The organism is Candidatus Aramenus sp. CH1 (assembly GCA_022678445.1).
GTDB lineage: Archaea > Thermoproteota > Thermoprotei_A > Sulfolobales > Sulfolobaceae > Aramenus.
Genome location: JALBWU010000004.1, coordinates 95,575 through 118,646 on the forward strand (window position 1 = coordinate 95,575; position 23,072 = coordinate 118,646).

30 protein-coding genes are annotated in these 23,072 nt (G+C 49.6%); 14 read left to right on the forward strand and 16 right to left on the reverse strand.

Annotation, left to right across the window (positions count from 1 at the left end; translation table 11 throughout):
* The first annotated feature begins 7 nt into the window (after window positions 1–7).
* Together MPF33_03515 and MPF33_03520 are read left to right on the forward strand one after the other, a co-directional pair.
* Window positions 8–1,048, forward strand: coding sequence for an oxidase (locus MPF33_03515; protein MCI2414308.1), 1,041 nt, complete (start codon window positions 8–10; stop codon window positions 1,046–1,048).
* 1 nt (window position 1,049) lies between these two features.
* Window positions 1,050–1,244, forward strand: a complete 195-nt coding sequence (locus tag MPF33_03520) for a hypothetical protein (GenBank protein ID MCI2414309.1) — start codon at window positions 1,050–1,052, stop codon at window positions 1,242–1,244.
* On the opposite strand, the gene MPF33_03525 is transcribed toward MPF33_03520, so the two are convergent.
* Together MPF33_03525 and MPF33_03530 are read right to left on the reverse strand one after the other, a co-directional pair.
* On the reverse strand, window positions 1,241–1,960 hold the full coding sequence (locus MPF33_03525; protein ID MCI2414310.1) for a TatD family hydrolase: 720 nt from the start codon (window positions 1,958–1,960) through the stop codon (window positions 1,241–1,243). The genes MPF33_03520 and MPF33_03525 overlap by 4 nt on opposite strands.
* 29 nt (window positions 1,961–1,989) lie before the next feature.
* On the reverse strand, window positions 1,990–2,157 hold the full coding sequence (locus MPF33_03530; protein MCI2414311.1) for an AbrB/MazE/SpoVT family DNA-binding domain-containing protein: 168 nt from the start codon (window positions 2,155–2,157) through the stop codon (window positions 1,990–1,992).
* Between the two features lie 245 nt (window positions 2,158–2,402).
* Here MPF33_03530 and MPF33_03535 point away from each other — a divergent pair, with 245 nt between their 5' ends.
* Complete coding sequence (locus tag MPF33_03535) at window positions 2,403–2,786, forward strand: ArsR family transcriptional regulator (GenBank protein ID MCI2414312.1); 384 nt, start codon at window positions 2,403–2,405, stop codon at window positions 2,784–2,786.
* Here MPF33_03535 and MPF33_03540 read toward each other — a convergent pair.
* Both MPF33_03540 and MPF33_03545 read right to left on the reverse strand, forming a co-directional pair.
* Complete coding sequence (locus tag MPF33_03540; protein ID MCI2414313.1) at window positions 2,776–4,005, reverse strand: glycosyltransferase; 1,230 nt, start codon at window positions 4,003–4,005, stop codon at window positions 2,776–2,778. The genes MPF33_03535 and MPF33_03540 overlap by 11 nt on opposite strands.
* A 27-nt stretch (window positions 4,006–4,032) precedes the next feature.
* Complete coding sequence (locus tag MPF33_03545; protein MCI2414314.1) at window positions 4,033–4,920, reverse strand: glycosyltransferase family 2 protein; 888 nt, start codon at window positions 4,918–4,920, stop codon at window positions 4,033–4,035.
* Between the two features lie 12 nt (window positions 4,921–4,932).
* On the opposite strand from MPF33_03545, the gene MPF33_03550 reads away from it, so the two are divergent.
* Entirely contained in the window at window positions 4,933–5,988 is a 1,056-nt protein-coding gene (locus MPF33_03550) for a glycosyltransferase family 4 protein (protein MCI2414315.1), read from the forward strand.
* Here the strand turns inward: MPF33_03550 and MPF33_03555 are convergent.
* The 5 genes from MPF33_03555 to MPF33_03575 are packed head-to-tail and all read right to left on the reverse strand — an operon-like array spanning window position 5,974 to window position 10,040.
* Window positions 5,974–7,212 (reverse strand): amidohydrolase, encoded by a 1,239-nt coding sequence (locus tag MPF33_03555; protein ID MCI2414316.1) that lies wholly within the window; start codon window positions 7,210–7,212, stop codon window positions 5,974–5,976. The two genes, MPF33_03550 and MPF33_03555, sit on opposite strands and share 15 nt — an antisense overlap.
* Window positions 7,179–7,850: a diphthine--ammonia ligase gene (locus MPF33_03560; GenBank protein ID MCI2414317.1), complete on the reverse strand. Its 672-nt coding sequence runs from the start codon at window positions 7,848–7,850 to the stop codon at window positions 7,179–7,181. The genes MPF33_03555 and MPF33_03560 overlap by 34 nt, the downstream gene beginning before the upstream one ends.
* Window positions 7,847–8,305 carry a hypothetical protein gene (locus tag MPF33_03565; protein ID MCI2414318.1) on the reverse strand — a complete coding sequence of 153 codons (459 nt, stop codon included), beginning with the start codon at window positions 8,303–8,305 and terminating at the stop codon, window positions 7,847–7,849. Before MPF33_03565 ends, MPF33_03560 begins: the two co-directional genes overlap by 4 nt.
* Window positions 8,306–8,335: 30 nt before the next feature.
* Window positions 8,336–8,908 carry an NTP transferase domain-containing protein gene (locus MPF33_03570; GenBank protein MCI2414319.1) on the reverse strand — a complete coding sequence of 191 codons (573 nt, stop codon included), beginning with the start codon at window positions 8,906–8,908 and terminating at the stop codon, window positions 8,336–8,338.
* Window positions 8,889–10,040, reverse strand: a complete 1,152-nt coding sequence (locus MPF33_03575; protein ID MCI2414320.1) for a molybdopterin molybdotransferase MoeA — start codon at window positions 10,038–10,040, stop codon at window positions 8,889–8,891. Before MPF33_03575 ends, MPF33_03570 begins: the two co-directional genes overlap by 20 nt.
* A gap of 24 nt (window positions 10,041–10,064) precedes the next feature.
* On the opposite strand from MPF33_03575, the gene mobB reads away from it, so the two are divergent.
* Genes mobB through MPF33_03590 form a run of 3 tightly spaced genes read left to right on the forward strand, consistent with a single transcriptional unit; the run spans window position 10,065 to window position 11,929 of the window.
* On the forward strand, window positions 10,065–10,547 hold the full coding sequence (gene mobB, locus MPF33_03580; GenBank protein ID MCI2414321.1) for a molybdopterin-guanine dinucleotide biosynthesis protein B: 483 nt from the start codon (window positions 10,065–10,067) through the stop codon (window positions 10,545–10,547).
* Window positions 10,540–11,223 (forward strand): CBS domain-containing protein, encoded by a 684-nt coding sequence (locus MPF33_03585; GenBank protein MCI2414322.1) that lies wholly within the window; start codon window positions 10,540–10,542, stop codon window positions 11,221–11,223. The genes mobB and MPF33_03585 overlap by 8 nt, the downstream gene beginning before the upstream one ends.
* A complete protein-coding gene (locus MPF33_03590; GenBank protein ID MCI2414323.1) occupies window positions 11,216–11,929 on the forward strand; it encodes a class I SAM-dependent methyltransferase in 714 nt (237 codons plus the stop codon). Before MPF33_03585 ends, MPF33_03590 begins: the two co-directional genes overlap by 8 nt.
* Here the strand turns inward: MPF33_03590 and MPF33_03595 are convergent.
* Together MPF33_03595 and MPF33_03600 are read right to left on the reverse strand one after the other, a co-directional pair.
* Window positions 11,915–12,328, reverse strand: a complete 414-nt coding sequence (locus MPF33_03595; protein ID MCI2414324.1) for a hypothetical protein — start codon at window positions 12,326–12,328, stop codon at window positions 11,915–11,917. The genes MPF33_03590 and MPF33_03595 overlap by 15 nt on opposite strands.
* Window positions 12,304–12,726 (reverse strand): hypothetical protein, encoded by a 423-nt coding sequence (locus MPF33_03600; GenBank protein ID MCI2414325.1) that lies wholly within the window; start codon window positions 12,724–12,726, stop codon window positions 12,304–12,306. Before MPF33_03600 ends, MPF33_03595 begins: the two co-directional genes overlap by 25 nt.
* Before the next feature lie 103 nt (window positions 12,727–12,829).
* On the opposite strand from MPF33_03600, the gene MPF33_03605 reads away from it, so the two are divergent.
* From MPF33_03605 to MPF33_03625, 5 genes are read left to right on the forward strand one after another with little or no spacing between them, the layout of a single operon-like run.
* Window positions 12,830–13,078 (forward strand): hypothetical protein, encoded by a 249-nt coding sequence (locus MPF33_03605; protein ID MCI2414326.1) that lies wholly within the window; start codon window positions 12,830–12,832, stop codon window positions 13,076–13,078.
* 4 nt (window positions 13,079–13,082) lie between these two features.
* Window positions 13,083–13,712 (forward strand): metal-dependent transcriptional regulator, encoded by a 630-nt coding sequence (locus tag MPF33_03610; GenBank protein ID MCI2414327.1) that lies wholly within the window; start codon window positions 13,083–13,085, stop codon window positions 13,710–13,712.
* A gap of 13 nt (window positions 13,713–13,725) precedes the next feature.
* Window positions 13,726–14,073 carry a hypothetical protein gene (locus MPF33_03615; GenBank protein MCI2414328.1) on the forward strand — a complete coding sequence of 116 codons (348 nt, stop codon included), beginning with the start codon at window positions 13,726–13,728 and terminating at the stop codon, window positions 14,071–14,073.
* A complete protein-coding gene (locus MPF33_03620; GenBank protein MCI2414329.1) occupies window positions 14,042–15,208 on the forward strand; it encodes a hypothetical protein in 1,167 nt (388 codons plus the stop codon). The genes MPF33_03615 and MPF33_03620 overlap by 32 nt, the downstream gene beginning before the upstream one ends.
* Complete coding sequence (locus MPF33_03625) at window positions 15,135–16,337, forward strand: DUF4147 domain-containing protein (GenBank protein ID MCI2414330.1); 1,203 nt, start codon at window positions 15,135–15,137, stop codon at window positions 16,335–16,337. The genes MPF33_03620 and MPF33_03625 overlap by 74 nt, the downstream gene beginning before the upstream one ends.
* Here MPF33_03625 and MPF33_03630 read toward each other — a convergent pair.
* On the reverse strand, window positions 16,319–16,828 hold the full coding sequence (locus MPF33_03630; protein ID MCI2414331.1) for an NADH-quinone oxidoreductase subunit B: 510 nt from the start codon (window positions 16,826–16,828) through the stop codon (window positions 16,319–16,321). The two genes, MPF33_03625 and MPF33_03630, sit on opposite strands and share 19 nt — an antisense overlap.
* Window positions 16,829–17,071: 243 nt before the next feature.
* On the opposite strand from MPF33_03630, the gene MPF33_03635 reads away from it, so the two are divergent.
* On the forward strand, window positions 17,072–18,118 hold the full coding sequence (locus tag MPF33_03635) for a threonylcarbamoyl-AMP synthase (GenBank protein ID MCI2414332.1): 1,047 nt from the start codon (window positions 17,072–17,074) through the stop codon (window positions 18,116–18,118).
* Window positions 18,105–18,788 (forward strand): biotin--[acetyl-CoA-carboxylase] ligase, encoded by a 684-nt coding sequence (locus MPF33_03640; protein MCI2414333.1) that lies wholly within the window; start codon window positions 18,105–18,107, stop codon window positions 18,786–18,788. The genes MPF33_03635 and MPF33_03640 overlap by 14 nt, the downstream gene beginning before the upstream one ends.
* On the opposite strand, the gene MPF33_03645 is transcribed toward MPF33_03640, so the two are convergent.
* From MPF33_03645 to MPF33_03660, 4 genes are read right to left on the reverse strand one after another with little or no spacing between them, the layout of a single operon-like run.
* Entirely contained in the window at window positions 18,768–19,988 is a 1,221-nt protein-coding gene (locus tag MPF33_03645) for an NAD(P)/FAD-dependent oxidoreductase (GenBank protein ID MCI2414334.1), read from the reverse strand. The two genes, MPF33_03640 and MPF33_03645, sit on opposite strands and share 21 nt — an antisense overlap.
* Window positions 19,989–20,018: 30 nt before the next feature.
* Entirely contained in the window at window positions 20,019–20,444 is a 426-nt protein-coding gene (locus MPF33_03650; protein ID MCI2414335.1) for a universal stress protein, read from the reverse strand.
* Window positions 20,445–20,486: 42 nt separating this feature from the next.
* Entirely contained in the window at window positions 20,487–21,722 is a 1,236-nt protein-coding gene (locus tag MPF33_03655; GenBank protein MCI2414336.1) for a TldD/PmbA family protein, read from the reverse strand.
* A complete protein-coding gene (locus tag MPF33_03660) occupies window positions 21,715–23,052 on the reverse strand; it encodes a TldD/PmbA family protein (protein MCI2414337.1) in 1,338 nt (445 codons plus the stop codon). The genes MPF33_03655 and MPF33_03660 overlap by 8 nt, the downstream gene beginning before the upstream one ends.
* Between the last annotated feature and the right edge of the window lie 20 nt (window positions 23,053–23,072).

Genomic DNA, 23,072 nt, shown 5'->3' on the forward strand with positions numbered 1-23,072 from the left:
GGTTTAGATGGACAAAAAGGAAAGATGGGAATTGATGTGGGTCGCGTTCGTAATAGTGCTTTTTGCCATAGTAATTGCGGGAACGCTCCCGTTGGACTTCCAAGTAGGTGGCGTGCCAAGCGTGTTGAGCGCTCTAAACAACAAGCCTAGCTCAGACATCGTAAACGTTCACATAACGTCATACCAGTACTTGTTCAAAGTACAAGAGACAGGTCCAGTAAACTCCAACATGATGGGGAGTCCCTTCTACTACAACGTCATAGTAGGTCACCCAGGGGAGTACTTGAACATCAGCATGAGTTCTGCTGACGTGACCTCAAACTTCTACTTCGCCGACTACAGCGACAGAGTAGTAACGGACCAAATTGTTCCAGGGTTGGTAGCGTACGACGTGTTACCTGTGCCAAACATTACCGGCGTATACACTTTCCTCGGAGGGGAATACAACGGGCCTTGGTTCAGCTACCAGGCAGGGTTGCTAATAGACATACCTTCCTCGGGCTACATCCCTGTGTCTGACCTCAGCCAGTACATATCTCAGACTCATACCTCCCAAACCAGCGCCCTCAGAGGTGACCCCTACAACCCGCCCATAGTTGTCCAGGACAACACCCTAACTCCAAGCTTCTACTTGCAGGGATCCAAGGAGGCTGTGTTTAACGACTCAGTTCCAGGGCCAACGCTAGTTGTTGAGAACGGGGACAACGTGACCATTAGCATGTACATCCCAGCAATAGCCAGCGAGCTAGACTACCTGTACAACTACACCCCTACCGGCACTGGCTACTTCGTAAAGAACGTAATGGTGGGCATTTACGCTGTATGGTGGAACGGAACTATCACTCCAGTAGCCGCGGCGCCCATCTCGTACAACACTACGATGACCTTCCACTTCACTGCAAACGCCCCAGCTTACTTGTACGGAATAGTGACCCCAGTGTACTACAACTACAACCCGCTAGACCTCTCATCTAAGATAGGCCCGCTAATTGGCGTCCAGAAGGGATACGTAATGGGATACTGGGGAGCAATCCTGGTGGTGAGCTGAAATGGTGAGCTTCTTCAAACTACTCGGAATAGGCTACGTGATGGCTATACTCCTGCTAGTTTGGGAACTTGTAGAGGAGACCCTCCACGGAGTGGCTGTGCAGTACACAGGGCTATTTACTGCAATGGCTTTCATAGGGTTTGTAGCCTTCTTCCTGTTCGTCTACTTCGCGCCACAGGAGGAGTCCCACCACTAAGGGAATATTTTTTTGAAGTTTTCCTCTATTTTTCTCTCTACTTCTTCCTGGTCTATTCCCTTCATCTCCGCTATCTTCTTTACTGCGTATACGACGTTACACGGTTCGTTCCTTGTTTCCTTCTCAACTCCAAGGAAAGGGGAGTCGGTCTCAGTTAACGCGTTCTCAAGGGGGACTTCCTTCGCTACAACTTGTCTAAACTTGTCCCTCACTATGACAGGGGGAAAGGAGATGAACCCTCCCAGGTCCACGAACTTTAGTGCGTCATTGACGCTCCCCTCATAGGCGTGAATGACGAACTTTACCTTGTAAGAGGGGAGGATAGACAGGAGGTCCCTGTTACCTCCTCTGCTGTGAATTATTACTGGGAGATTCCTCCTCTCGCCTTCCTCGAGGAACCTCTCCAACACTTGGACTTCCTCTCTCTTCAACTCCTCTTCCTTTACCCAGTAGTAGTCGAGCCCAACCTCGCTTATGGCTTTGGCCTTGTCAAGGAGCTTCAGAACCTCTTCTACTTCATTGCTCCTCTCTACGAACTCCGGGTGGAAACCCAGCGCTGGTACTAACCCGTACCTGCTGGAGAGCTCAATTACCCTTAAGTCACTCTCTAAGTCCACTCCAGCTTCTACAATCTTCACGTTGCACTTCGCCAATACCTTATCTCTATCCTGATCAAAGTCCTTCGTGTGAAGATGCGCGTGGATATCGATTAGCATAAAAAGAAAAAGAGGAGGACAGATAAAATTTATTTCCAGGGTTCCTTCATGAGCACTATCTTTACTGCGTTCTCGTTTTCGTCGTAAACTACTTTAACTAGGTCTCCTTCCTTTATCTGGAATTTTTGCCTTATCTTAGCCGGTATAGTAACTTGGTAGTTCCTGCTCACTTTTACTACTTCTTCCACGTTAGCCATATTAGTTCACTATGTTACCTATTTACTGTACCACTATTTAAATCTTTTTTTTCTATGAAAATTATAACTTGAAGCTTATAAGTGAGAAATTCTTCTACATGGAAAGAATTCTCACTTATATATAAAGTACGAGCGTAAAGTATTTTGTATAAAAGCTCATTTGAAAGGAAAAGTTGAAATCTAATCCTTTGACTACAAGAAAAAAATATATAAGTGAGAGTTTACATTCTTTATATGTGGTCAAAATGGAACAAACTCAGATTTCTGGTGCGAGGATAAAGCTTCCCTCTGGTAAGGACGCGGGTCTAGTGGACATACTGTCCTTTTGCTACGGCCTGTCTGAGACCGACGTGCAAGTGCTAATGGCGTTAATGAGGGGAGACGCTAGGGGGACCGAGGAGCTCGAGAGCGAACTGAAGCTGTCGAAGGCGTCCATCAACAGGAGCTTAAACAAGTTGCTCGAGATGGCCCTAGCAATGAGGATAAAGGAGCCCGGGAACAAGGCGGGCAGGCCGAGGTACCTGTACAAGTCAAAGGACTACGCAGAGCTCAAGAACAAGATCCTAGAGGACATAAAGGACTGCGCTACGAAGATGGCAGACCTAGTAAACCAGGAGTTTAAGCCTTGACGTACTTGAGGAGAAGCTCTTTTATTGCCCTGACGACGTTGTCCCAGCTGGAGTGGAGTTGGAGGAATTTTACAAGCCTCTCGTCGTTCATTAAGTCCTCTATTTCCTTTTCAGGTTTTCTCAGGAAGTCAAGGGCTTTCTCTGCCATCCCCCTTACGTCAAACTCCCTAACAAACGTCACTCCAGGAAGGTCACTGTAGACACTCTTGACAGTAGGTATATCGTAGGCCACTACTGGAGTTCCCAGAGCCAAGGACTCCAAGACCACAAGGGAAAAGCCGTCAACGTGGGATGGGTAAACTAGGACCTTAGCTCTACTGACGACGTCGATTAACTTCTTCCTCTCCACAAACCCCAAGTACTCTACGTGCAAGTTATACTTGTTTATCTTTTTCCAGAAGGCCCTCTCATTGTATTTATCGAAGAATTTCCCCATTAGTATCAACTTAGTCGGCCTACTGGAGTTTATAACCTTCATAACCTCGGGGATTTCTTGTATTCCCTTATCCTGGTTAAGCCTGCTCCAAAAGACGATGTAGTCCTCCTTTCCTTTATTTCTATAGGCTAGGAGCTCCGGCTCAAACGCGTTTCCCGGCCTTAACACTTCCCCCTCTATCCCCGTCCAAGCTAGACTACCTTCGCTTACTGACGCTATAAACGTCGGCTTGTGCGACCTTAACAACTTGGAGTACTTTGGCTTTGCCACTAGCTCGTTAAAGAGGAACCTAGTGTAGAACCCCTTTTTAGTGGAGGGGTTGAACCTATAGAACTTCCAAAGCCTCCTTAAGTACTCCAGGGAATTGGCGTAAAAGAGTGGCTCGTGGATGGTTAGGCCAAATCTCTGTTTTTCGCCAAAGAAAAATACGTCCAGAGAGGTGTGGTCTGGCTCATAGAGGAAGTCCACGTCAACGTTAAAGTTCTTTACGTATTCTGCTGAAGTTTTCTCTTGAAATAATAACCTCTGGATTCGTGTTACCTTGTACTTTTCAGCCTGGTCAAGGAGGCGGTAGAAGTCGTCAGCTACCTTAATCCCCCTAGTTTCTAGTTCCTTGGCCCTCTTCAAGATGTCATCTTTGTCGAACCTAAACGCCGTCCTAGGGGGGTACAAAACAACCTTAAACTCCTTGGCTAGCCTAGTCGTTACCTCGTATGCGTGGACAGCCCCACCTCCCCCGAACCTCGAAGACAAGAAGTTGTCGTAAACTATTCCGAGTTTCACGGTGAACCAACGCTCCGTTACTACTTCTCAGCCACTCTCTTCCCTTCTCCTTCCCTTGAGGTAAGCGTAGACGAGCCCGTAAGGAAGGGATACCGCCAACGCCAACCCAGGGATCAAGTTGTAAAAGAACTTCCTCACGTCCCGGTAGTACCTTATACCAAGTACGACAAGAGGCACGTAACCCAGCAGGACTGGGTAAAAGAAAACCCCCGCTATGCCCAGCAAGTAGTACATGCCGTAATAACCGTAACCCGTGAGGAAGGTGACGTCTGTCATCCCATCTAACACCAGCATCATGTCGTACTTTGACCTCCAGAGGTTCCTCTTGGCCTCCTCCAAGGAAGAGGTGAGGTCTTCCCTAGAGTGGACCTTGTTTAGGTGGAGGCACCTCCCCTCAGTGGGCCCAACCCTGAAGCCCACTTTCTTTAACTTGGAGTAAACCCACACATCCTCGTCCCTCTCGTACCTTTCGTCGAACATCCCCACCTTCCTTAGGGCTTCTAAGTCCAACGCTGCGCAACCTAAGTTCGGGTTTTCCTCCCCAGGGGAAAGCGGAACGTCAATTTCCTCTTCTGAATAGGCGTAGTGCATCCAAGTAAAGGCGAAGCCCCTCTTAAGGGAGCTTTCCATTTTCTCCGCCCCTTTTTCCGGGAGGACTACGTCGCTGTCCAGGAAGATCACAAACCTGTCAGAGGCGTACTTGAGCATCTCGTTCCTCAGCTTTGCCATGTTCACCCTCTTTAGCCTGGGTGCCTTTACGTGCTTCACGTTGTACTTGTTTATTAACGCTGACAAGTCCTCCCTCTCCGAGTTGTCGTAGACCACTACTCTCCCCTGCTTCACCGCTGACGATATGGCCTTCTCTACCCAGTCAGCCCTGTCCTTTGGCCCCACTGGAATTAATATCTCCACCACAACTCTATACTCGTGAGTCAAGGTAAAAAAGTAGCAGTCGTTGCCCACGGATACGGGGCTATGAGGGGGTACAGCGGAGAGGGCAAAGTTTACCTAGAGGGGATCTCCGCCCTAAAGGAAAGGGGGGTAGAGTACGTGATAGTATCCTTCTCAAAGCCTAAGGAAGGCAACAGCGCCTATTTCCTCCCGTTTAGGGTGAGGAGGTTTGACAAGTACCAGAGGCTCCTTGTCTGGTTTCCCGCGAGGAAGCTGAGGCCGTCCCTTTACCTCAACTTGTCCGGTGTTCCCGTTCCGTTGTCTAAGGTAGCCCCCCACGTAATCTACGCTGGAGGTCCGGCAATAGCTTCAGCGCCGACAAAGTACTCCAAGTCGCTCTTTTGGAAGCTTTACCTTCTCCCCTTTAAGTCCATAGCTAAGAGGCTGACTGAGGAAGCTAGAAGGGCTTACATCATAGCCAACTCCTGGTACTCAGTCAAGCTGATAAAGGAGGCCTACGGGGCGGAAGCCAAGAAGGTCATTTACCCTCCAGTGGACGTGGAGTTCTACAGGAATGCCTTTTCCGAGAGCAAAGAGCCGTTCTTCCTCTCCATAGGTAGAATAGAGAGGGGGAAGAGCCTGGAGAACGCAGTGAGGCTCTCTGCGATCTCCGGGATAAAGGGGGTTATCGTTGGCTCCCTTGGCGACAAGGGATACCTCAACCACTTGAGGGAGCTCTCAGGGAAGCTAAGGGCCCCGGTGGAGTTCCTACCGAACCTATCAAGGGAGGAGTTGCTCGAGGTAATGAAGAGGGCCTCAGTCTACTTCCACCCCACCGTGGGGGAGCACTTCGGCATTCCCATAGTTGAGGCCATGTCTGCTGGACTTATCCCAATAGTGCCAAAGGAAAGCGGTGGACAAGAGGTAGTACCGGAGTTCTCCTATACGACCTTGGAGGAGGCCTCAAGCCTGCTGAAGCAGGTTCTGAACGTAGACGCCGAGCTGAGGAGGGAGATGTCGAAAAGGGCGGAAGACTTTTCCTCGGCCAAGTTCAGGTCGAGGCTCTACGACGAGGTCTCAAAGTTTCTCTAGTTCCCTGTTCAATTCCTCTCCTAATTTCCTTCTCTTCTGCACGAGCTCACTCCTACTGTATATTACCCCATCAGCTATCGTAGCCACAAGTGCATCCTGCCCCGCGTAATACACTATGTTTGAGAGCAGTCTGTCCCTAGTAAGCGGGTAGAGGAGAGACGCGTCAAAGAGAACCATGTCAGCCACGTATCCGTTTTCCAGTAACCCTCCTCTTATCCCAAGTAGCTTGTAGCCGTTCACTGTGGCGGCCTTAAACGCATGTATGGCCTTTATCCTTGTATCCCAGTAATTATGCCTTTGGAGGAGAACGGCGGTCTTCATCTCCGCCAGGATGTCCAAGCTGTTGTTGCTTGAGGCTCCATCTGTCCCAAGTGTCACGTTTATTCCTCCCTCCATCATCTCGAAAAAGGGGAATGTACCAGCAGTGGCTAGCTTCATGTTAGAGGTCGGGCAGTGCGTTGTCGCCCTAGCCTTCTTAAGTTCCTCGATTTCCCAGCTGGCCACCCAGCCCAAGTGAACTGCGTTAACTAGCGACGTTAAGCCAAGGTCTCGCAAGTATTCTACAGGAAACCTGCCTGTCCTCCTCTTCACGTCATAGATCTCCTTCCTAGTCTCAGATACGTGGATGTGGATCCAAGTGCCCTCGCTCTCAGCCAATTCTTTCGCCAGCTTTAACGTATTCTCCCCGACAGCGTAAATCGAGTGGACGTTAACGATTGCCTTGAAGTGCTTAGAGTCTCGGAGTCTCCCTTGCCTCCTTGCGACCTCCTCTGGATCTAACATGGAGTCCAGAAAGGTATGCCCTGCAAAGGCCCTCACCTTGTACTTCTCAGCCAACTCCTTGATGTCCTCCGGGTTAAAGTACATGTCCACAAAAGCAGTAGTACCAGAGGACAACATCTCCAGAACCGCTATCTCGCTCCCCAGCCTCATTAGTCTACTCGGCATTCGCTTCTCGAAGTCCCACATCCTCTGCAACCATTCCTGTAATTCAGAGTCGTCGTAGTAGCCCCTCATGGCTATCATGGCAGTATGCGTATGGGAGTTGACAAAGCCCGGAGTTACTACAAGGTTGCTGCAGTCTACCTCATCCCCCTCTCTAGAGTTCCCTACGTCCTTTATAACTCCGTCCTCCACGACCACGTTCACGTTTTCCTTGATGCCTCTGGAGTCTAGGACGAACTTGCACTTCACAAGAGTATACGTCTTATTACGAACTTCCACTCGAACTCTCCTACTTTTACCTTTTCTCCCTCCACCTTTAGCTTTTTCTTGAAGAGGGGAGCATTAACCACGAACGTCTCAGCTTCCCCTCCCTCAAAGGCCGGGTTGAAGCCGTACTTCTTCGCTGAGAAGATTATCCTCTCAACGTCATCCTCGTCCACTTCCTTGCCCACTAGGTCAAAGGGGAAGCCGTAGGCTGAGGCCGAAGTTATAATGAAAGAAAAGCCCTCCCTCACTATTCCCCTCATGTACTCTTCCTGGTTCTTCCTCCAGAGGGGTGAGTAAGTCTTGAGCCCTACCTCCTCGGCTATTAAGTTTACGTTAAGCCTTTGGTAGTCTGAGAGGAGTGCCCCAGTTACTATTCCCTCTGCGCCCATCCCCTTGGCCTTCAGGAAAGCGTGTCTTAAGTCGTCTAGCTCTTTGTCCTTTTCCCCAGAAGTCTTCTGAAAGAAGTGGGAAAAGCCCATCACTTCGCTCTGGTATCTAGCGAACTGGACATTGGGGTGCTGAAACATCCACGAGTCCTCCCTCTCAGGCAACATGGTTATTAGGCATACTACCCTGAACCCCTTCATTACAGCCCAGTGGAGGGCGTAAGTGCTGTCCTTTCCTCCGGAAAAGAGGGCACAGATCCTCATAGCTCGTAACAGTAGATGGTATGCTCAGTCCAGCCAAGGAGTCCCATTGCCTTTACCCTCCTCGTCTCCTTTAGCCTCAGTTTTTCGAAGACAAAGTCGTGGCTGACTACCCTAAGTCCCTTCCTGCCCAGCTTGAGTATTTTCTCCTGGATTATCTCGTTGGTCCTAGTGGAGAGGTACGCGGTTATGACTGTCACCCTCGGGATTAGCACTTCCAAGAGTAGAACCATGTCCCCGCAGACGACTTCAACGTCTAGATCCCTTGCCTCTAAGCATAGGTCGTTGTTTATTTCCACCCCTATTGCCGTCCTTACGTGGAAATGCTTTTTTGCCGTCTTTATTATCCTGCCGTCTCCACAGCCTAGGTCGAGTAACACGTCGTCTTTGCTGAGGTTAGCACACTTTAGCATTTCCTCCACAACTTCCGGCGGTGAAGGTACAAATGGTACTAGCAAGGTCACTTACCTACTATCATAACCTGCCTCTCACCTAAATATTATTCTCGACTTAGTAAATACCCTGCATCTCCTCCCTAGGTCACTCACGGTGTTAATGTTCCTAAGGGAGAGGAGGTTTGGGTCGACAAACGCTATTTCCTCTGTGCCCACTAGGTACACGCTCCTAGCGATTTCTATCAGATCCATAAGCCTACCCACGTTGTAACGTTTTATTAGCTCCGCCTTGTAGCACCCGAGGAGGGGCTGGGGCTCCTCTGTTATTGGCATGGAGACGTCGAAGTCCTTAGCGCATATTAGGTCGGCTACCTCTTTCTTTATAAAAGGAAAATCGCACCCCGTTACGAATACCTTTTCCCTCTCCAGGAACGGTATTGCGAGCTTCAACGCGTACCCTGGCCCCCTTCTCTCCCTGTCCTCAACGAAGACGTGGTCTACCCTGAGCCTCCTGTCAACGTGGGAGACCACTATGGGGCGGTCGAAGACCTTGGCCACCCTCTCTATCATCCTCTTCCCTGAAATGCAGAACTCGCACTTGTCGCTGCCGAACCTCTTCGAGAAACCACCGGACAAGATAACGGCGTCATAGGAGTCTCTGTACAATAACCTTGTCACCTTTCCTATACGTAACCCCTCTCTTGAGAACCCCAAAAGCGTTAGCCTTATTTATTTCGTTGTATAGCCCTACTCCCCACCTCAGTGGAAACGCCTTACCGCCGTCAACGTAGAAGAGGTAGACTGAGTCCATCCTGTGGTTCACCTCAACGTCGATTGCCAGCTCCACCTGTTCGTACCTCCTGACCTCGACGCCGAGGAACCGGGAGATCAGCCCAAGCCCGTACTCGTGGAAGGAAGTCACTGCCGAGACCACTTGGCCTGGCAGGACCAAAACTGGCTTTCCCTGTATTAACCCTACTCCTCCTCTCTTTATTACGTTAACTGAGACGCCCTCAAACAGCAGCTGTCCCATCCTCTCTATAACCCTCTTCACGTAGTCCTTCTCTCCCATCGACGATCCCCCGATGGAGATTACAAAGTCGTGTTCTATCGCCATCTTCATCATCTCGACAACGCTGTCTTCCCTGTCCCTAGCCACCCCTAGGTAGATTGGCCTCCCAAAACGCCTAAGCAAGGGGAAGAGTATGGGCGAGATAGAGTCCGGTGTGCCTTCGCCCTCTTTTCCCATTTCAACTATCTCGTCCCCGTTGGCGAACACAGCAAAGGACAAGTCAAGAACCCTTAGCCTTTTCTTTCTCTGGTAAGACAAGATGCCTAGGTGGTACGGCCTAACTTCCTCTCCCCTCCTGATGATCAGTTCTCCCTTCTTGACGTTGTCCCCCTTCCTTATGATGTCCTTTCCTTCGAAGGTCTTTTCCCCTACCTCCAAGTAGTCGTCAACCACCTTTACTCCCTCAACCCTTACAACGCAGTTCGCTCCCTCGGGGATTGGGGCACCAGTAGTCACGTAGTACGCCTCTCCTTCCTTGAGCTTTGGAACCTCCTTGGTTGAGGGGTATACCTTGCCCGCTATCTTCAGCCTTTTTCCCGAGTCTTTGACGTTTATCGCAAAGCCGTCCATGGCCGAAATGTTCGTTGCTGGGATGTCTAACTCGCTGTAGACGTCCTCAACTACCACTCTTCCAACGGCCTCAAGTAGGTCTACCTCAGCTACCTTAGGCGTGAAGAACAAGGCCTCGATCTTTTTCCTCGCTTCCTCTAATGGGATAAGCATCATTAATAAGTCCTCAAAGAAATATATATGGTCTGCATATTCCAAGTGATAGGTAAGAAGGACACTGGAAAGACGAAGGCCATAGAGCTTGCCACCAAGATGTTGACGCAGAAGGGCCTCTTCGTTGCTACAGTGAAGCATTCACATCACGTGATAAACCCCGAGAACAAGGACACATCCAGGTTTATGAGGGCAGGAGCAAAGGTGGTGCTCTTCCACAGCAACGACTGCGCTATCTTCTTTCCCTGCTTTGATTACCTAAGGCTACTCCCAGCTGACGTGGTCATGATTGAGGGGTTTAAGGACTTGAACTTGGGAAAGAAGTTCGAGATAACTAAGGTAGAGGAGGCTGAGGAGATAGCGAGGCGGATAGTGAAGGAGGCTGAGGAATGCGCGCAAGAAGTTAAGATGGAGGTAAACGGGAGAAAAGCTGAGAGGAGTTTCGAGAACTTGATAATATTTAATTTGATGAGGTCTCTCAACATTAGGGAGGTCAAACTAGTTGATTGAAGGTTCGGAAGTAGTGTCACTAGAGTGCAGCGCCTCAGCGCTTGACGCCATGTTTTTCATGAAGAGTCGAAACATAAGGAGAGTAGTTATAACGTGTGATGGGAAGCCCGCTGGCTTATTTACTGTGGATGAGGCACTTAGACAAATACTCTTCTCCACGGAGACTAGGCTAAGGGACGTCAAGCTAAAGCCCTTGGTCTACGTTAAGGCCAACGAGCCAAGGGAGATAGCGACTGCGATGGTTAAGAACAACGTTGACGCAGTGCTCTACAAGGACACAATAGTCACCGAAAAAGACGTGGTCTTCTCGATGTCTTGGGGAAGTGAGAAGGTATCATTATTGGCCAGGTCTGCCATTACCGTGGAGAGCTTCACTAGCGTCTCCACGGCTATCGAGATAATGACTACTCACTCCATAAGGCACTTGCCAGTAGTGGAGAAGGAGCCTAGGGGAATGATATCTGCTAGGGACATAGTTTACTTTTACGTGGATAAGCTAGAGGTCGACGTATCAGTATCTCAAGTAATGTCCCCGGGACTAGTTGCCGTTGACGAGGGGTCCACTTTAAATAGAGCTGTAAATTTAATGAAAAACAAAAACATTGGGAGCCTTTATGTTAACGGAAAAAAGATAATTACTTTAAAGGACTTCATCAAATATTTGGCTAATGTCTGAAATTCTCGACATGTTCGCCTGCCCAATCGACGGTACGAAGATTGACGCTAACCTAACCTGTGAGAAGGGACATAGATTTTCGTACATAGACGGCATTTACGACTTTTTGGGCAAAGAAGTGAAGACTCACGACGTCTTGGAAAAGGTTACGCCCATATACGAGAACGTGTGGGCCCCCCTAGGCTTCTTAATCACTGCAGGGAGGACTTACTCCTCGATTATGGAAGAGGCGGGGAATTACGTCAGCGGGAAGGTCGTTCTGGATGTGGGCACAGGTACTGGAAAGCTTTTCGACTACGCCGGTTGCGAGAGATGCGTAGGACTAGACATATCAACCAAGTTTCTGAGGGCTATGCTCTCTAAGAGGTCCAAAGTGATCGCTGTGAAAGGGGACGCAAGGAAGCTTCCCTTCAAAGCAGAGGTGTTTGACGGAGTAGCGTCGCTGTTTGTTTTACACATGTTGGATAATCCGTCCTTAGCAGTCCACGAGATTTCGAGGGTGATGAAGAGGGAGGCGCGTTGCGCTATAGGGATATTAACCAGCGGAAACTTCATAGCATCCATTTTGGGCAAGTGGTGGAAAATCAGCCTAAAGCACAGGGACTTCTACCTTTCCTCGATCAAGGAGGCGGGCCTTGAATTAGAGGACAGCAAAAGGATGGGCCCTTGGCTCCTACTTAAGTGTAAAAAATCAGGGCATTTTTAGGAGCGATATGGCGAAGAGGACGAAACTCACTCCCTCTCCGAGTTCAGCTAATCTGTCGAGCAGACCGCTCAAGAATAGGGCGTATGCACCTATGTAAGCTCCTATTATTATCCCGAATATGAATATGCCTTGAATGAAGTAAATGGTTAGGTCGCTCTTCTCCCCCATGATGAGGTAGTAAAGCCTCTTGTCTCCAGTGATCCCGAAGACTAGCCTCTCAAAGCCTATTACGATGCCTACAAAGTAGAACGGGTATGGATTGAAGTTCAGCGCAACGCCCAGAAGCTGGCTAAGGCTAAAGTGAATCGTCAGAACCAGGTACAGGGCACTGCCAAACATCAGTAGCCCTATTAGGGAACTGCCCAGCCTGTTGGCTAATACACTATCGAGATTGGCCATCCCCACACACCTACCAGTCTTTCTCCCATCTCTATATCTATTAACTCGCCCAAAATAAGCCCACCTAGCAAGCCGAGTATCATCCCGCCAATCCCGCCAAGTTGCCATCCTATGCCAGCGCCAAGTACACCACCGATGCCTTTACCTAAGTACTTGTCCTGGACTTGATAGACTACAGCGAAGTCGTGTCCGCCCGTCTTCCCCTCTCTGGAAAGTAGGTAGGCCAAGTCAACCAGTGCCTCCTTCAGCTCGTTGAGATCGTTGGACTTATATAGGGCCGTGTAAACTTCTCTGTTGCCATCTTTTCTGTAATAGAGTGGGATGAACCCGGCCTTCTTGAACGTCAACAAGGAGCTCCTAGGGGATCCACTGTTCACCTTGACAACTAACTTATACATACATTCTAGTTTGAGAAAACACCTTTAATAACTTTCTTAAGTTCGAATTGTTAGCCTCAATCTTTTTACATAGTAAGCCAAGTAATTGTTTGGAGAGTCCACCATGGACTTAGATAGGAAAAAATTCTACGCAGTTGTGAGGGTAGATAACTTGGATCTACCTGAGGTTGTGACTAAATCAAGTTTTCATTCACACATTTCCTCAGCCGTAGACGAGGCAATAGAGAACCTCAAGCAGTACCTAAAGAACAACGGTATAAACGGCAAGTTCGACACCCACATAGAGGTCTTCGCCAAGGAGGAGTCAGTTTGTAGGCTTATCGAGATTATTAAAGCCAAAGTCAAAGCTTAATATAATGGTTGAACTCTCCGAGCCCCTGGAAAACTACTTGAAGGAGATTTACGAGATTGAGGCCCAGAGGGGCCACGCAAAGGTCTCCGAGCTGATCGTGGCCTTTAACGTGTCACCTGGGACCATAAGCAAGGCAATAAGCAGGCTGGAATTCCTCGGGCTAATAGTGAGGGATAGAAAGGGGATAAGGCTTACGCCGGAGGGAAGGCGACTGGCCGAGAGGTTGATAAGGTCTCATAGGCTCTCAGAGAGACTGTTGACGGACGTGTTGGGCCTCGACTGGATTAGGGCCCACGAGATAGCCCACAAGTTAGAGCACATATGGCCAAACGACGTCCTAGACAAGATAGACGCAGTGTTGGGCTTCCCGTCAACGTGTCCACACGGGCACCCAATACCGGGAAGGGGAGAAGTAAAGGGAACCCCACTTTCGCAGACGCAGTCTGGCTCATACAAGGTAGTCATGATAGTAAAGGAAGAGGAGTGGATACTAAGGGAGGCTGAAAAGATGGGGCTAATCCCAGGGAGGGTGATATCTGTCAAGAGGGAAGGGGACAAGGTCTTCCTGGAGGTGGACGGTAAACTCGTAGAGGTGCCAAGGGCCCTCGTGGAGCAGGTGATGGTAAACGCCTGAGCTAAACGAACTAATGAAGAAGATTCTCGTGCACATATACAAGTACGGCCCAGACAACCCTTGGTATATGGCGAGGAGGCTCTTAGGCGAGAGCGGTTGGGCTCCAAAGTACAACGAGGACGAAATAGACCTGGCTTGTAGGGAGCTCGAGAAGATGGGCTACTTAACTAGGTTCCAGGGAGCGTTAAAGAAGTCCGTGACGTCTTCAGTCAAACCCTGGCTAAAGGTGAAGGCAAAAGAAATGGGGCACAAACCTAAGGGTATTTACTTTGACCTAACCAAGGAAGGTAGGAAGGTAGCCTCACAGCTGTACAAGGAGTTTAGGGAAAATGAAACTAGTAAAGGCGTTAAGGGAAAATAAGGGCTACAGGTATTACTGGTTCGCCACTTCCCTTATGCACGTCTCTGGGGTAATGTACACTATAGCAGTGGCCTACCTCCTACTCCGGCTCTCCGCTCCCTTATACGTCGGAGTGTCGGGTATATCCATGGTGATATCCGCACTAGCTCCGTTCCCCTCTGGTTTCCTCGCTGACAGGGTAAACAGGAAGAGGACACTTGTCCTGCTAAGGGTTCTACAAGGGGTCTTCATAATAACCTCTTCCTTTGGGGTCCTCGCCTTAGTGATGTCTTACTTGGCGGTCACCTTCTTGGTCTCCTTTTCTTCTCCCTTTTCCGCAGGGATAATCCAGTCCGTACTTAAGAGGGGAGAGGTAATAGGGGCAACATCCCTCAATTCCCTTACAATATCCTTGTTCTCCTTAACCGGAGGAGTCCTAGCCCTAGCCTTCCCTCTCCTGGGAACCCTAACCTTTTTGTTCCTCACCTCTGCGTTCAGAGTGCTCTCGGCCGTGGTCATTTCCCTAATCCCGCTCAGCAGAGGAATGGTGGAAAAAGAAAGCCTTTCCTTGAGCGACATGAAGCTCTCAATACTCGTGTTCTCCGTGGCCTTTGCCTTTGTCGGCATAGCCCCCGTCATTGTGAACAGCTACGCCTTTGACGTCTTTAAGGACGAGCAGAGCTTAGCGCTGGTCTCGGCGTTTACCACTGTAGGTAGCGGAGTTGGAGCTTTCCTGTCCTCGAGGTTCAGCGAGAGGTTTCTCCTCACTACCGCAATACTGGGTGCCCTAGGGTTGGGGGTGTCCATGATCTCCATGTCCCTATTCAAGGACTACGCCGTCTTTACGTTAGTTGTCATTAGGGGAATTTTTACGTCGTTCCAGAACGTGAGCTGGAGGTCGATAATGAGGCTTAACGTTCCAAACCAAGTGATGGGAAGGGTCTGGGGTAGCGTGAAGACGCTCTCTTCAATAGTGGGGGGCGCGTTTAGCGTAGTATATTCCACGTTTTCTGTATATCCAGGGACAGCACTAGATATCCTAGGGTTTTTAATTATCTTGTTCGGAATACTCTTGATAGGAATTGGACGAAATAGTAAGAAAGATCTTGGAGTTCTCAGACCCTTACCTAGTGCTGAAGGAAAAGGTGAAGATTGAGGGCAACAAGCTCACCTATGGGAACTTCAGCGTTACCTTCGAGAGACCCCTGCTTATCTCCGTGGGAAAGGCCTCATATAAGATGGCCAAGTTCTTCCTGGAGAGGGTAAAGCCCGTGAGAAGCATAGTAGTGACTCCCAAGGGCTCAAATGTGATGCTCGATGCCGAAGTCATAGAGTCCACGCATCCCAACGTCAGCGAGCTCAGCGTGAGGTCGGCAAGGGAGGTAAAGGAGGCTTTAGCAAAGGAGAACTACGACCTAGTCCTCTTCCTACTCTCTGGCGGTGCATCTGCCCTCATGGAAGATCCCCTTATACCCTTGGAGGAGTTTTACGAGCTCAACAGGGCCCTAGTCTCCTCTGGACTTTCCATAAACGAGATCAACGTAGTTAGGAAACACCTCTCCACGGTCAAGGGAGGCAACTTGGGCCTACTGTCCAGGGCCCCCGTGGTCACCTTTATAGTTAGCGACGTCCCGGGGAATGACGTGAGTAGCATCGGCAGTGGACCTACAGCCCCAGACCCCTCCACAGTGGAGGATGCAAGAGACATCCTCTCCAGGATAGGCCTCGAAAAGTACTCATCCTTTTTGAGAGAGACGCCAAAGAATCTAGAAAACGTCAGGAACTTCGTTATCCTAGACAATATGCATGTGCTAAAACGCCTCTCTCAGATCCTCCTAAACCCCTTCATACTTACTTCAGAAATAAGGGGTGAGGCAAGTAGCCTTGGGGAAAACCTTGCCTCGATCTACAACTCCTCAATGGAGTACTCGATCCCCTTTTCCGGTAAGTTTTCACTAATAGTTGGAGGGGAGCCAGAGGTCACCATAAGGAAGGGGGAGAGGATAGGAAAGGGAGGGAGAAACGGAGAAGTCGCGTTATCTTTCCTAAAGTGGGTAAGGAAAAGGGGCAAGTTCAAGCTGTACGCCATAGCCACTGACGGTATAGACGGCAACAGCGAATACGCCGGTTGCGTTATAGACGAAGGATTTGACCTAGGCTACAGAGAGATAAGCGAAGCCCTGGCAAATCACTCCAGTTATGAGTTACTGGAGAAGTACAGGGTAACAGTAAAAACTGGGCTGACATACACTAACGTAAACAACGTCTACTTGCTTATCTCGTGATTCCTTATCTTCTTCTGTAGCATCAAGAGACCTCTGGCTATTGCCTCAGGTCTTGTTGGACAGCCTGGTAAGTAGATGTCGACCGGGATCCCTATTTCCGATGGCAAGACCGTGTTGTAAGAGTTCCAGAATATCCCTCCCTCTAGACTACACGCGCCCATGGATATTACATACTTGGGCTCCGGCATCTGCTCCCACACTATCCTCGCCGCTCTGGCCATCTTCCTCGTCATAGTCCCCTCAATCACGAGCAAGTTTGATTGCCTTGCTGAGGAGAACGGAAGTAGGCCAAACCTTTCCCCGTCGAACCTCGCTGCGGCAAAGGCCCCGAATTCAGTTCCACAGCAACTGGTGGTAAGGTGAGGTGGCCACAGCGAGAAGGAAATTCCCCAGTCTATGAGTTTCTTGATGGGTTTCCTGTTGATTAACCATTGGGCCGCCTTTTTGGCTGCCTCCTCCACGTTTCCAACTAACAATAGCTCTTCAGTCACAGTGCATCATTTAGTTAATCGTAGTGACAAATTATATACTTTTTTAACAAAACTTTTATCGCGGGTAAATACGCTCTCTGTAATCGTCAATTCTGTATCTAGGAAAAATGGAAATTTTTCATTTGTTCATCACATCGATCAGAGATCACCTCATCAATCACCCCTCAGCTTTTATCAACATGGAACAGCGAGCTTTATGGTTTGTGGATAAAAATAAAGTCTAATAGGATTCTCCTTTAGTTTATGATAATTAAGGTAGACCCTTTGAATCCTGAAATCGACAAGATAAGGATAGCTGCAGAGGTCATAAAGAAGGGAGGTTTAGTAGCATTCCCCACTGAAACAGTTTACGGGCTCGGTGGGAACGCCTTCAACCCAGAGGCTGCAGTAAAGGTTTTCAAGGCGAAGAACAGGCCCATGGATAACCCCCTAATAGTCCACATTTCCGACCTAGACCAGCTCTTCGAGGTAGCAAGGGGCATACCTGACCACGTGCTTGAGGTGGCTCAGAAGGTATGGCCAGGACCCCTAACCTTTGTCTTACCTAAGACCGATAAAGTCCCAAAGGAGACCACTGGAGGCCTTGACACTGTGGCAGTAAGGATGCCTGCCCATCCCATAGCCCTCCAGCTGATAAGGGAAAGTGGCGTTCCTATAGCAGCCCCAAGCGCCAACTTGGCTACAAGACCTAGCCCCACAAGAGCTGAGGACGTAATAGATGACTTAGACGACAAGGTAGACGTTATAATTGACGGCGGGGAGACGTTCTTTGGAGTGGAGTCCACTATAATTAACGTCACTGTTGACCCACCAGTCCTACTTAGGCCAGGGCCGTTCACGGTGGAGGAGCTGGAGAAGCTATTTGGCAAGATAGTTGTCCCCGAGGAGATAAGGACTGGCGGGTTTAAGGTTGCCTTGGCCCCGGGCATGAAGTACAAGCACTATGCTCCTAGGAAAAAGATGCTCTTAGTAGAAAATATGTCAATTTTCAGGGAAGTGGTGGAGGCGCTGAGGAAGAAGTACAAGGTGGCCGTGCTGTGCTCAACCGAGATGGCTCCCATGTTCGACGACCCTAAGATAATCCTGGGTAGCGAGAAGAACTTGTACGAGGTGGCGAAGAACCTGTTCGCGTCGTTTAGGAAATTAGATACGTTGGACGTGGACCTTGGCGTTCTACAGTCATTTCCCGAGGCTGGGATAGGATTGGCAATCATGAATAGGGCAAGGAAGGCGTCTGGGATGTCAATTATTAAGGAGATGGAGGATATAGAGAAATATGTTGGTAATTAAGCTGGACAAGGTCACCTCGACCCAGGATTTTGCGGAAGCAGTGTACTCCCTGCTCTATTCCGAGTACATAGTAGTTGCAGAGGAGCAGACCAAGGCTAGGGGTAGGCACGGAAGGGAGTGGTATTCGCCAAAGGGAGGCCTCTGGTTTACCTACGTCAAGTACAATTTCCTCCCGAGTCAAGTGCCAATGGCTACCTTGAAGTCCTCCCTTGCCATAAGGCAAGTCTTAGGCAAGTATGTAGATGCAAGGATAAGGTGGCCAAACGACATAGTGGTTAACAAGAAGAAGATCTCAGGAGTCCTCGTGGAGGCGATAGCTCAAGGTGAGACCTCCACGATTTTCATAGGCACTGGAGTTAACACTAACGTTACCGCTTTTCCTCAAGGGATTTCCGCGACTTCACTCTTCCTCGAGACGGGAAAGGAGTTCAACAACGACGAACTCCTGCTCGAGCTCGTTAAGTCCATTGACGAGTACCTAAAGATAGGGGACAAGGAAGCGATAGAAGAGGTCAACCGCTATTTGTCCATAAAGGACGAGAAGGTGAAAATCTACGGCAGGGACTTCGCAAAGGAGTGCGAGGCCCTATTCGTGGACAACTACGGAAGGTTAATAACTGACTGCGGTATATTTGAAGTGGAGGACGTCTTAAGGCTGGAGTCTTCTTAGGGCCTCCCAGAGCGACTCAAGGTAAGAGGGGTGGGGGGCGAAGAACTCCTTTGCCTCTGAAAGAGGCATTTTGGACAGTACCGACGCTATCGTCACTATTTCCTCCGCTCTCTCACTGAAGGCCACTGCTCCAGTGATCCTTCCTTCTTTTTGACAGACCTTTACGAAGCCCTCCGTCTCCTTCTCGGCTATGGCCCTAGGGTTTTCAGCCATGTTCACCCTGACGCATTGGCCCTCCATTTTACCGACATACGCTATCTGGGGCTCAGTATAGATGACTTTGGGTACCATCTCGCCCACGTACTTTTCCTTAAGGCCTATAGCGTTCTTCCCTGCTATTATCCCCTTGTGTATTGCCTCGTGTGCCGTAAAGCTCCCAGTTACGTCACCTGCCGCATATATGTTGCCCACTCCGGTGTACATCCTCTCGTCTGTTTTTATCCAGCCAGAGAACGTTCCCTCGAACCCCTTCAAGGAAGGCCTTCTCCCGAACGTGAATACTACTAGGTCCACGTTAACAGTCTCATTCCCGAACAAGACCTTCTTCTCATCTACCTTCGCTAAGTCGCCTAGGTGCAACTTTACCCCAAGTCTCTGGAAATACTTGGTGACCTCGGATCTTAAGTCTTCGTCTAAGTAGGGCAATAGCCTGTTCTCCTTTTCAAATATGTGAACTTCCTTTCCCAGCATCTTAAAAAGCCATCCGTACTCGACTCCCCCAACTCCTCCGCCTATTAGCCCTACCACGTTAAACTGTCCATCTAAGTAGGGAATGTTGTCTGAGGCTATTGTTCCCTTAACGCTGGGCTTCTCGGTACCAAGGGCTAGCACTACAGAGTCTGCCTCCATGCTCTGCCCTCCCACGTTTATTTTACCAGAGCTAAGGGAGGCTAAGCCGTGTACAACCTCTACGCCGTAGCTCTCCAAGGTCGCCTCAACTCCCTTTGACAGCCTGTTAATGGCGTCCTTCGCTAACATTTTAGCATCCTCAAAGGAGAACTCGACCTTTCTGCCAAGCCTTCCAAGCTGATACGCAATTACCCCAGGGTGGAGCATCGCCTTGGAGGGTATACAGCCGTAGAGGACGCAAGTCCCCCCAAGCTTTTCGTCTTTTTCTATTAGCGTCACCTTAGCATGTGAGCAGGCTGTTATTGCTGCGTAAAGTCCCGCGGGCCCGCTCCCAACTACAACTACTCTCATATGGTAAAATGAAAAGAGGTAACTAAAAAATTACTTTACAACGAGTACCGGTATCTTGGCCTCCTGGACAATCCTAGTGGACACGCTACCTAATAGGAGCCTCTTAAATGTAGAAAGACCTCTGCTCCCTGTGACTATAAGGTCAACCTTGTTTTTAGTCGCATAGTCGAGGATTGCCCCAGCGGGGTCCCCTTCAAGTACTTCTCCATTGGCGTTTACCCCCTTGGAGGCTGCCTGCTTCTTTGCCTCCTCCACGTCGCCCTTAGCCTTGTTGTAGACGCTCTCAATCACTTCTGCAGGGACTGGGGCAATACCCGCACCAGCAAAAATCGTCGAGTCAACGACCTCCACAATGTCCAGCTTAGCCGAGTACTTTGAAGCCAGTTCTATGGCGACGTCTAGCGCTCTCTTTGAGTTGTCCGAACCGTCATAAGCTACGAGTATATGAGAGAACATAAATCCTTATTGAAGAAAAGAAATATTAAATTTAATTACTGATTAGGAGACGTGCAATCCCCTTATTAGAAGATCTCCAGACATTACATTGTCTACTAGCTTTCTTTTCTTTCCTTCTGCCTCTATACCCCTCAGTAAGTCAACAAGGTTACCGGTGATTATGACGTCTCTTACTCCTTTCATGTCCTTGGAGAACCACGCTACTGGGGCGGTTACGCTGAACTCTCCCGTGTCGAAGTTGCTCGTGTGGACTCCCTGAACTTGATCTACTACGAGGTAGTTCTCTCTGCTTTCTAGAAGGTCCTTGTGCTCTATGACGAGGTTTGAGGGAGATATCCCAGGAGTAGTGAGGTAGCTCCTGGAAGCTGAGGCCGTGTGCTCGCTCTTGGACTTCAGTGCCCAGAACCAATTGCTGAGGAATCCCTTTACTTTCTTGTCTATTACCACGTTAATCCTAGACCCCTGCCCTTCTCCGTCGAACGACCTAGAGTACAAGGAGTCTTGGAGGGTCGGGTCGTCAACTACCTTAAGGCCTTCGTTTACCTGCATTCCCTGCCTTAAGGGACTCTTCCCCCTGAACTGGTTTTCCCTGCTAACGGCGTGAGATAAGAGAGGGAAAACTAGCTCCGCAACTGCCTTTGGCGTAAGTATCAGAGCGTCGACCTTTCCTTTAATCTTCTCCCTGTTCTTGGTCACGTCAACCTTGGCCTTTACCTCCTCAATTAAGTCACCGACGTCCGTGGAAGGGTCTCTGAAAGACTTGTACTCCACGATCTCCGGCGATACGTTGGTCCCTTCCTTGTTGTTGGCCATTACCACTACGCTAATTCCCTTTCTCCTCTCTTCCACCTGAAGGCCCTCCGTGTTTACCAAGCCCACCGTGCTCTCGTAGGCCTCAGAGTGGATCGTTATCACGTTTACCGACTCGTAGAGCTCCCTCAGAGTCTCCACGTACTTCAGCGTTACCTCCCTTAGATCGAATTCCTTGGCGAGCGGCAAGTAGTTTACCTTAGAGGGAAGGGGGATCTGATTTGCTTCGTCCTCCTCCGAGACCTTCCACGAGCTTATGGCGTTCTCTATTAGGCTCTCGCTTGGTCTGGTGGAAAAGGCAAAACCCATCTTCCCTTCCTTGAACACCCTTAGTCCGTATCCTTCCTCGAAGAGGTCCTTGGAAGAGTATTGTCTTTCTATCCTTATTGAGAACTCCCTCCTCTTGACGTAAAATAGCTCCGCTGAGAAGCCTAGGTTTTTTGCCTTTGAGATTACCTTGTCAAGCAACTCCTCCCACCTTTATCTTTACCTTAATGTACGGGCCACCAGTGCCCACGGGGACGCTTTGTCCACCTTTACCGCAGAAGCCTGGCCAAACGTCGAACTCCTTAGATACCGCCGATATGCTGTTGAGCGTCTCTAAGGTGTAGCCGGAGATACCAACGTTTCTAAGGGGCTCCTTTACCTCCCCGTTCTCTATCCTATACCCCTCCTGTATCCCAAACTGGAAAGAGCCGTCTGGGCTTGTCTGACCGCCCAAGGGGGAGGACAAGAGGTACCCCTCCTTCACTTCCTTGACCATCTCATCCAGTTTCCAGTCGCCCGGGTACATGAAGGTATTCCTCATCCTAATTAGCACTGGTGTCCTGAAGCTCTCGGCCCTAGCGTTTCCCGTGGGCTTCTGTCCCAGATAGGCGGAGTAATACCTATCAGTCATGAACTCCTTAACTACCCCCTTTTCTATGATTTTCACCTCTCTGCCCTCCACTCCCTCATCGTCGTATGGGGTGATCCCAATTGCCATATCGTAGGGGAGGGAAGGGGAGTCGGAGACGCTGACGAACTCTGGGGCTATCCTCTTTCCCTTTAAGGGCTCCAGTATCCCGTTTGTCGCCAAGTCTGCCTCAGCTAAGTGGCCTAGAGCCTCGTGGGAGAAGACCCCTACTACATCTGGGGCGAGGACTGTCTCGTAAGTCCCGGCCTTGGGGATGACTCCCTTCAGCTGGTTCTCAATCCTCCTCCTAATCGTGGAGACGACCTCGTTGGCGTCAAACACCTCCAGCGGGTAGCCCAAGGTAGTGGACTTACCAATAAAGGCTGAGGCAACCCTGTCTGCCTCCCTAGCTATTACCGTCACGTATATCCCGGAAAGGGAGTACTCCTGGATGATCTCCCTCTCCTCGCTACTGAAGTACTCCTTGTGGAAAACGTCATTGTAGTACCTTACGTTGACCGACTTCACCCTCTGGTCCCTCATCAGCTCATCCTTCAGCATAGACAAGTCCTTCGCCACTTCCTCTATTGACTTAGTCAGGGGCTTCCTCTCCTTTACCTTGACCTCGTCCTTCTTTGAAGGCAGGAAGACTATGTTGGCCCTTGAGTCCCCGACCGCGCTGTCGATCGCGTTCTTAACCATCTCCTTCCCCCCAGACACAAAGCTGGAGTAGCCCCAGTTACCGTTGTAGAGTACCCTTAGAGAGTATCCCTCCTCTACCCCGTTAACTGGGACGTACTTCCTGCTCTCACTCACAACTAGGGATACCTCCTTTACCTTGTAATACCTCAAGTCGGCGAACGACGCTCCTTCTCTCTCTGCCTCTGCCAATAGCTCATGCATTTTAAAAGCTTCACCGACAA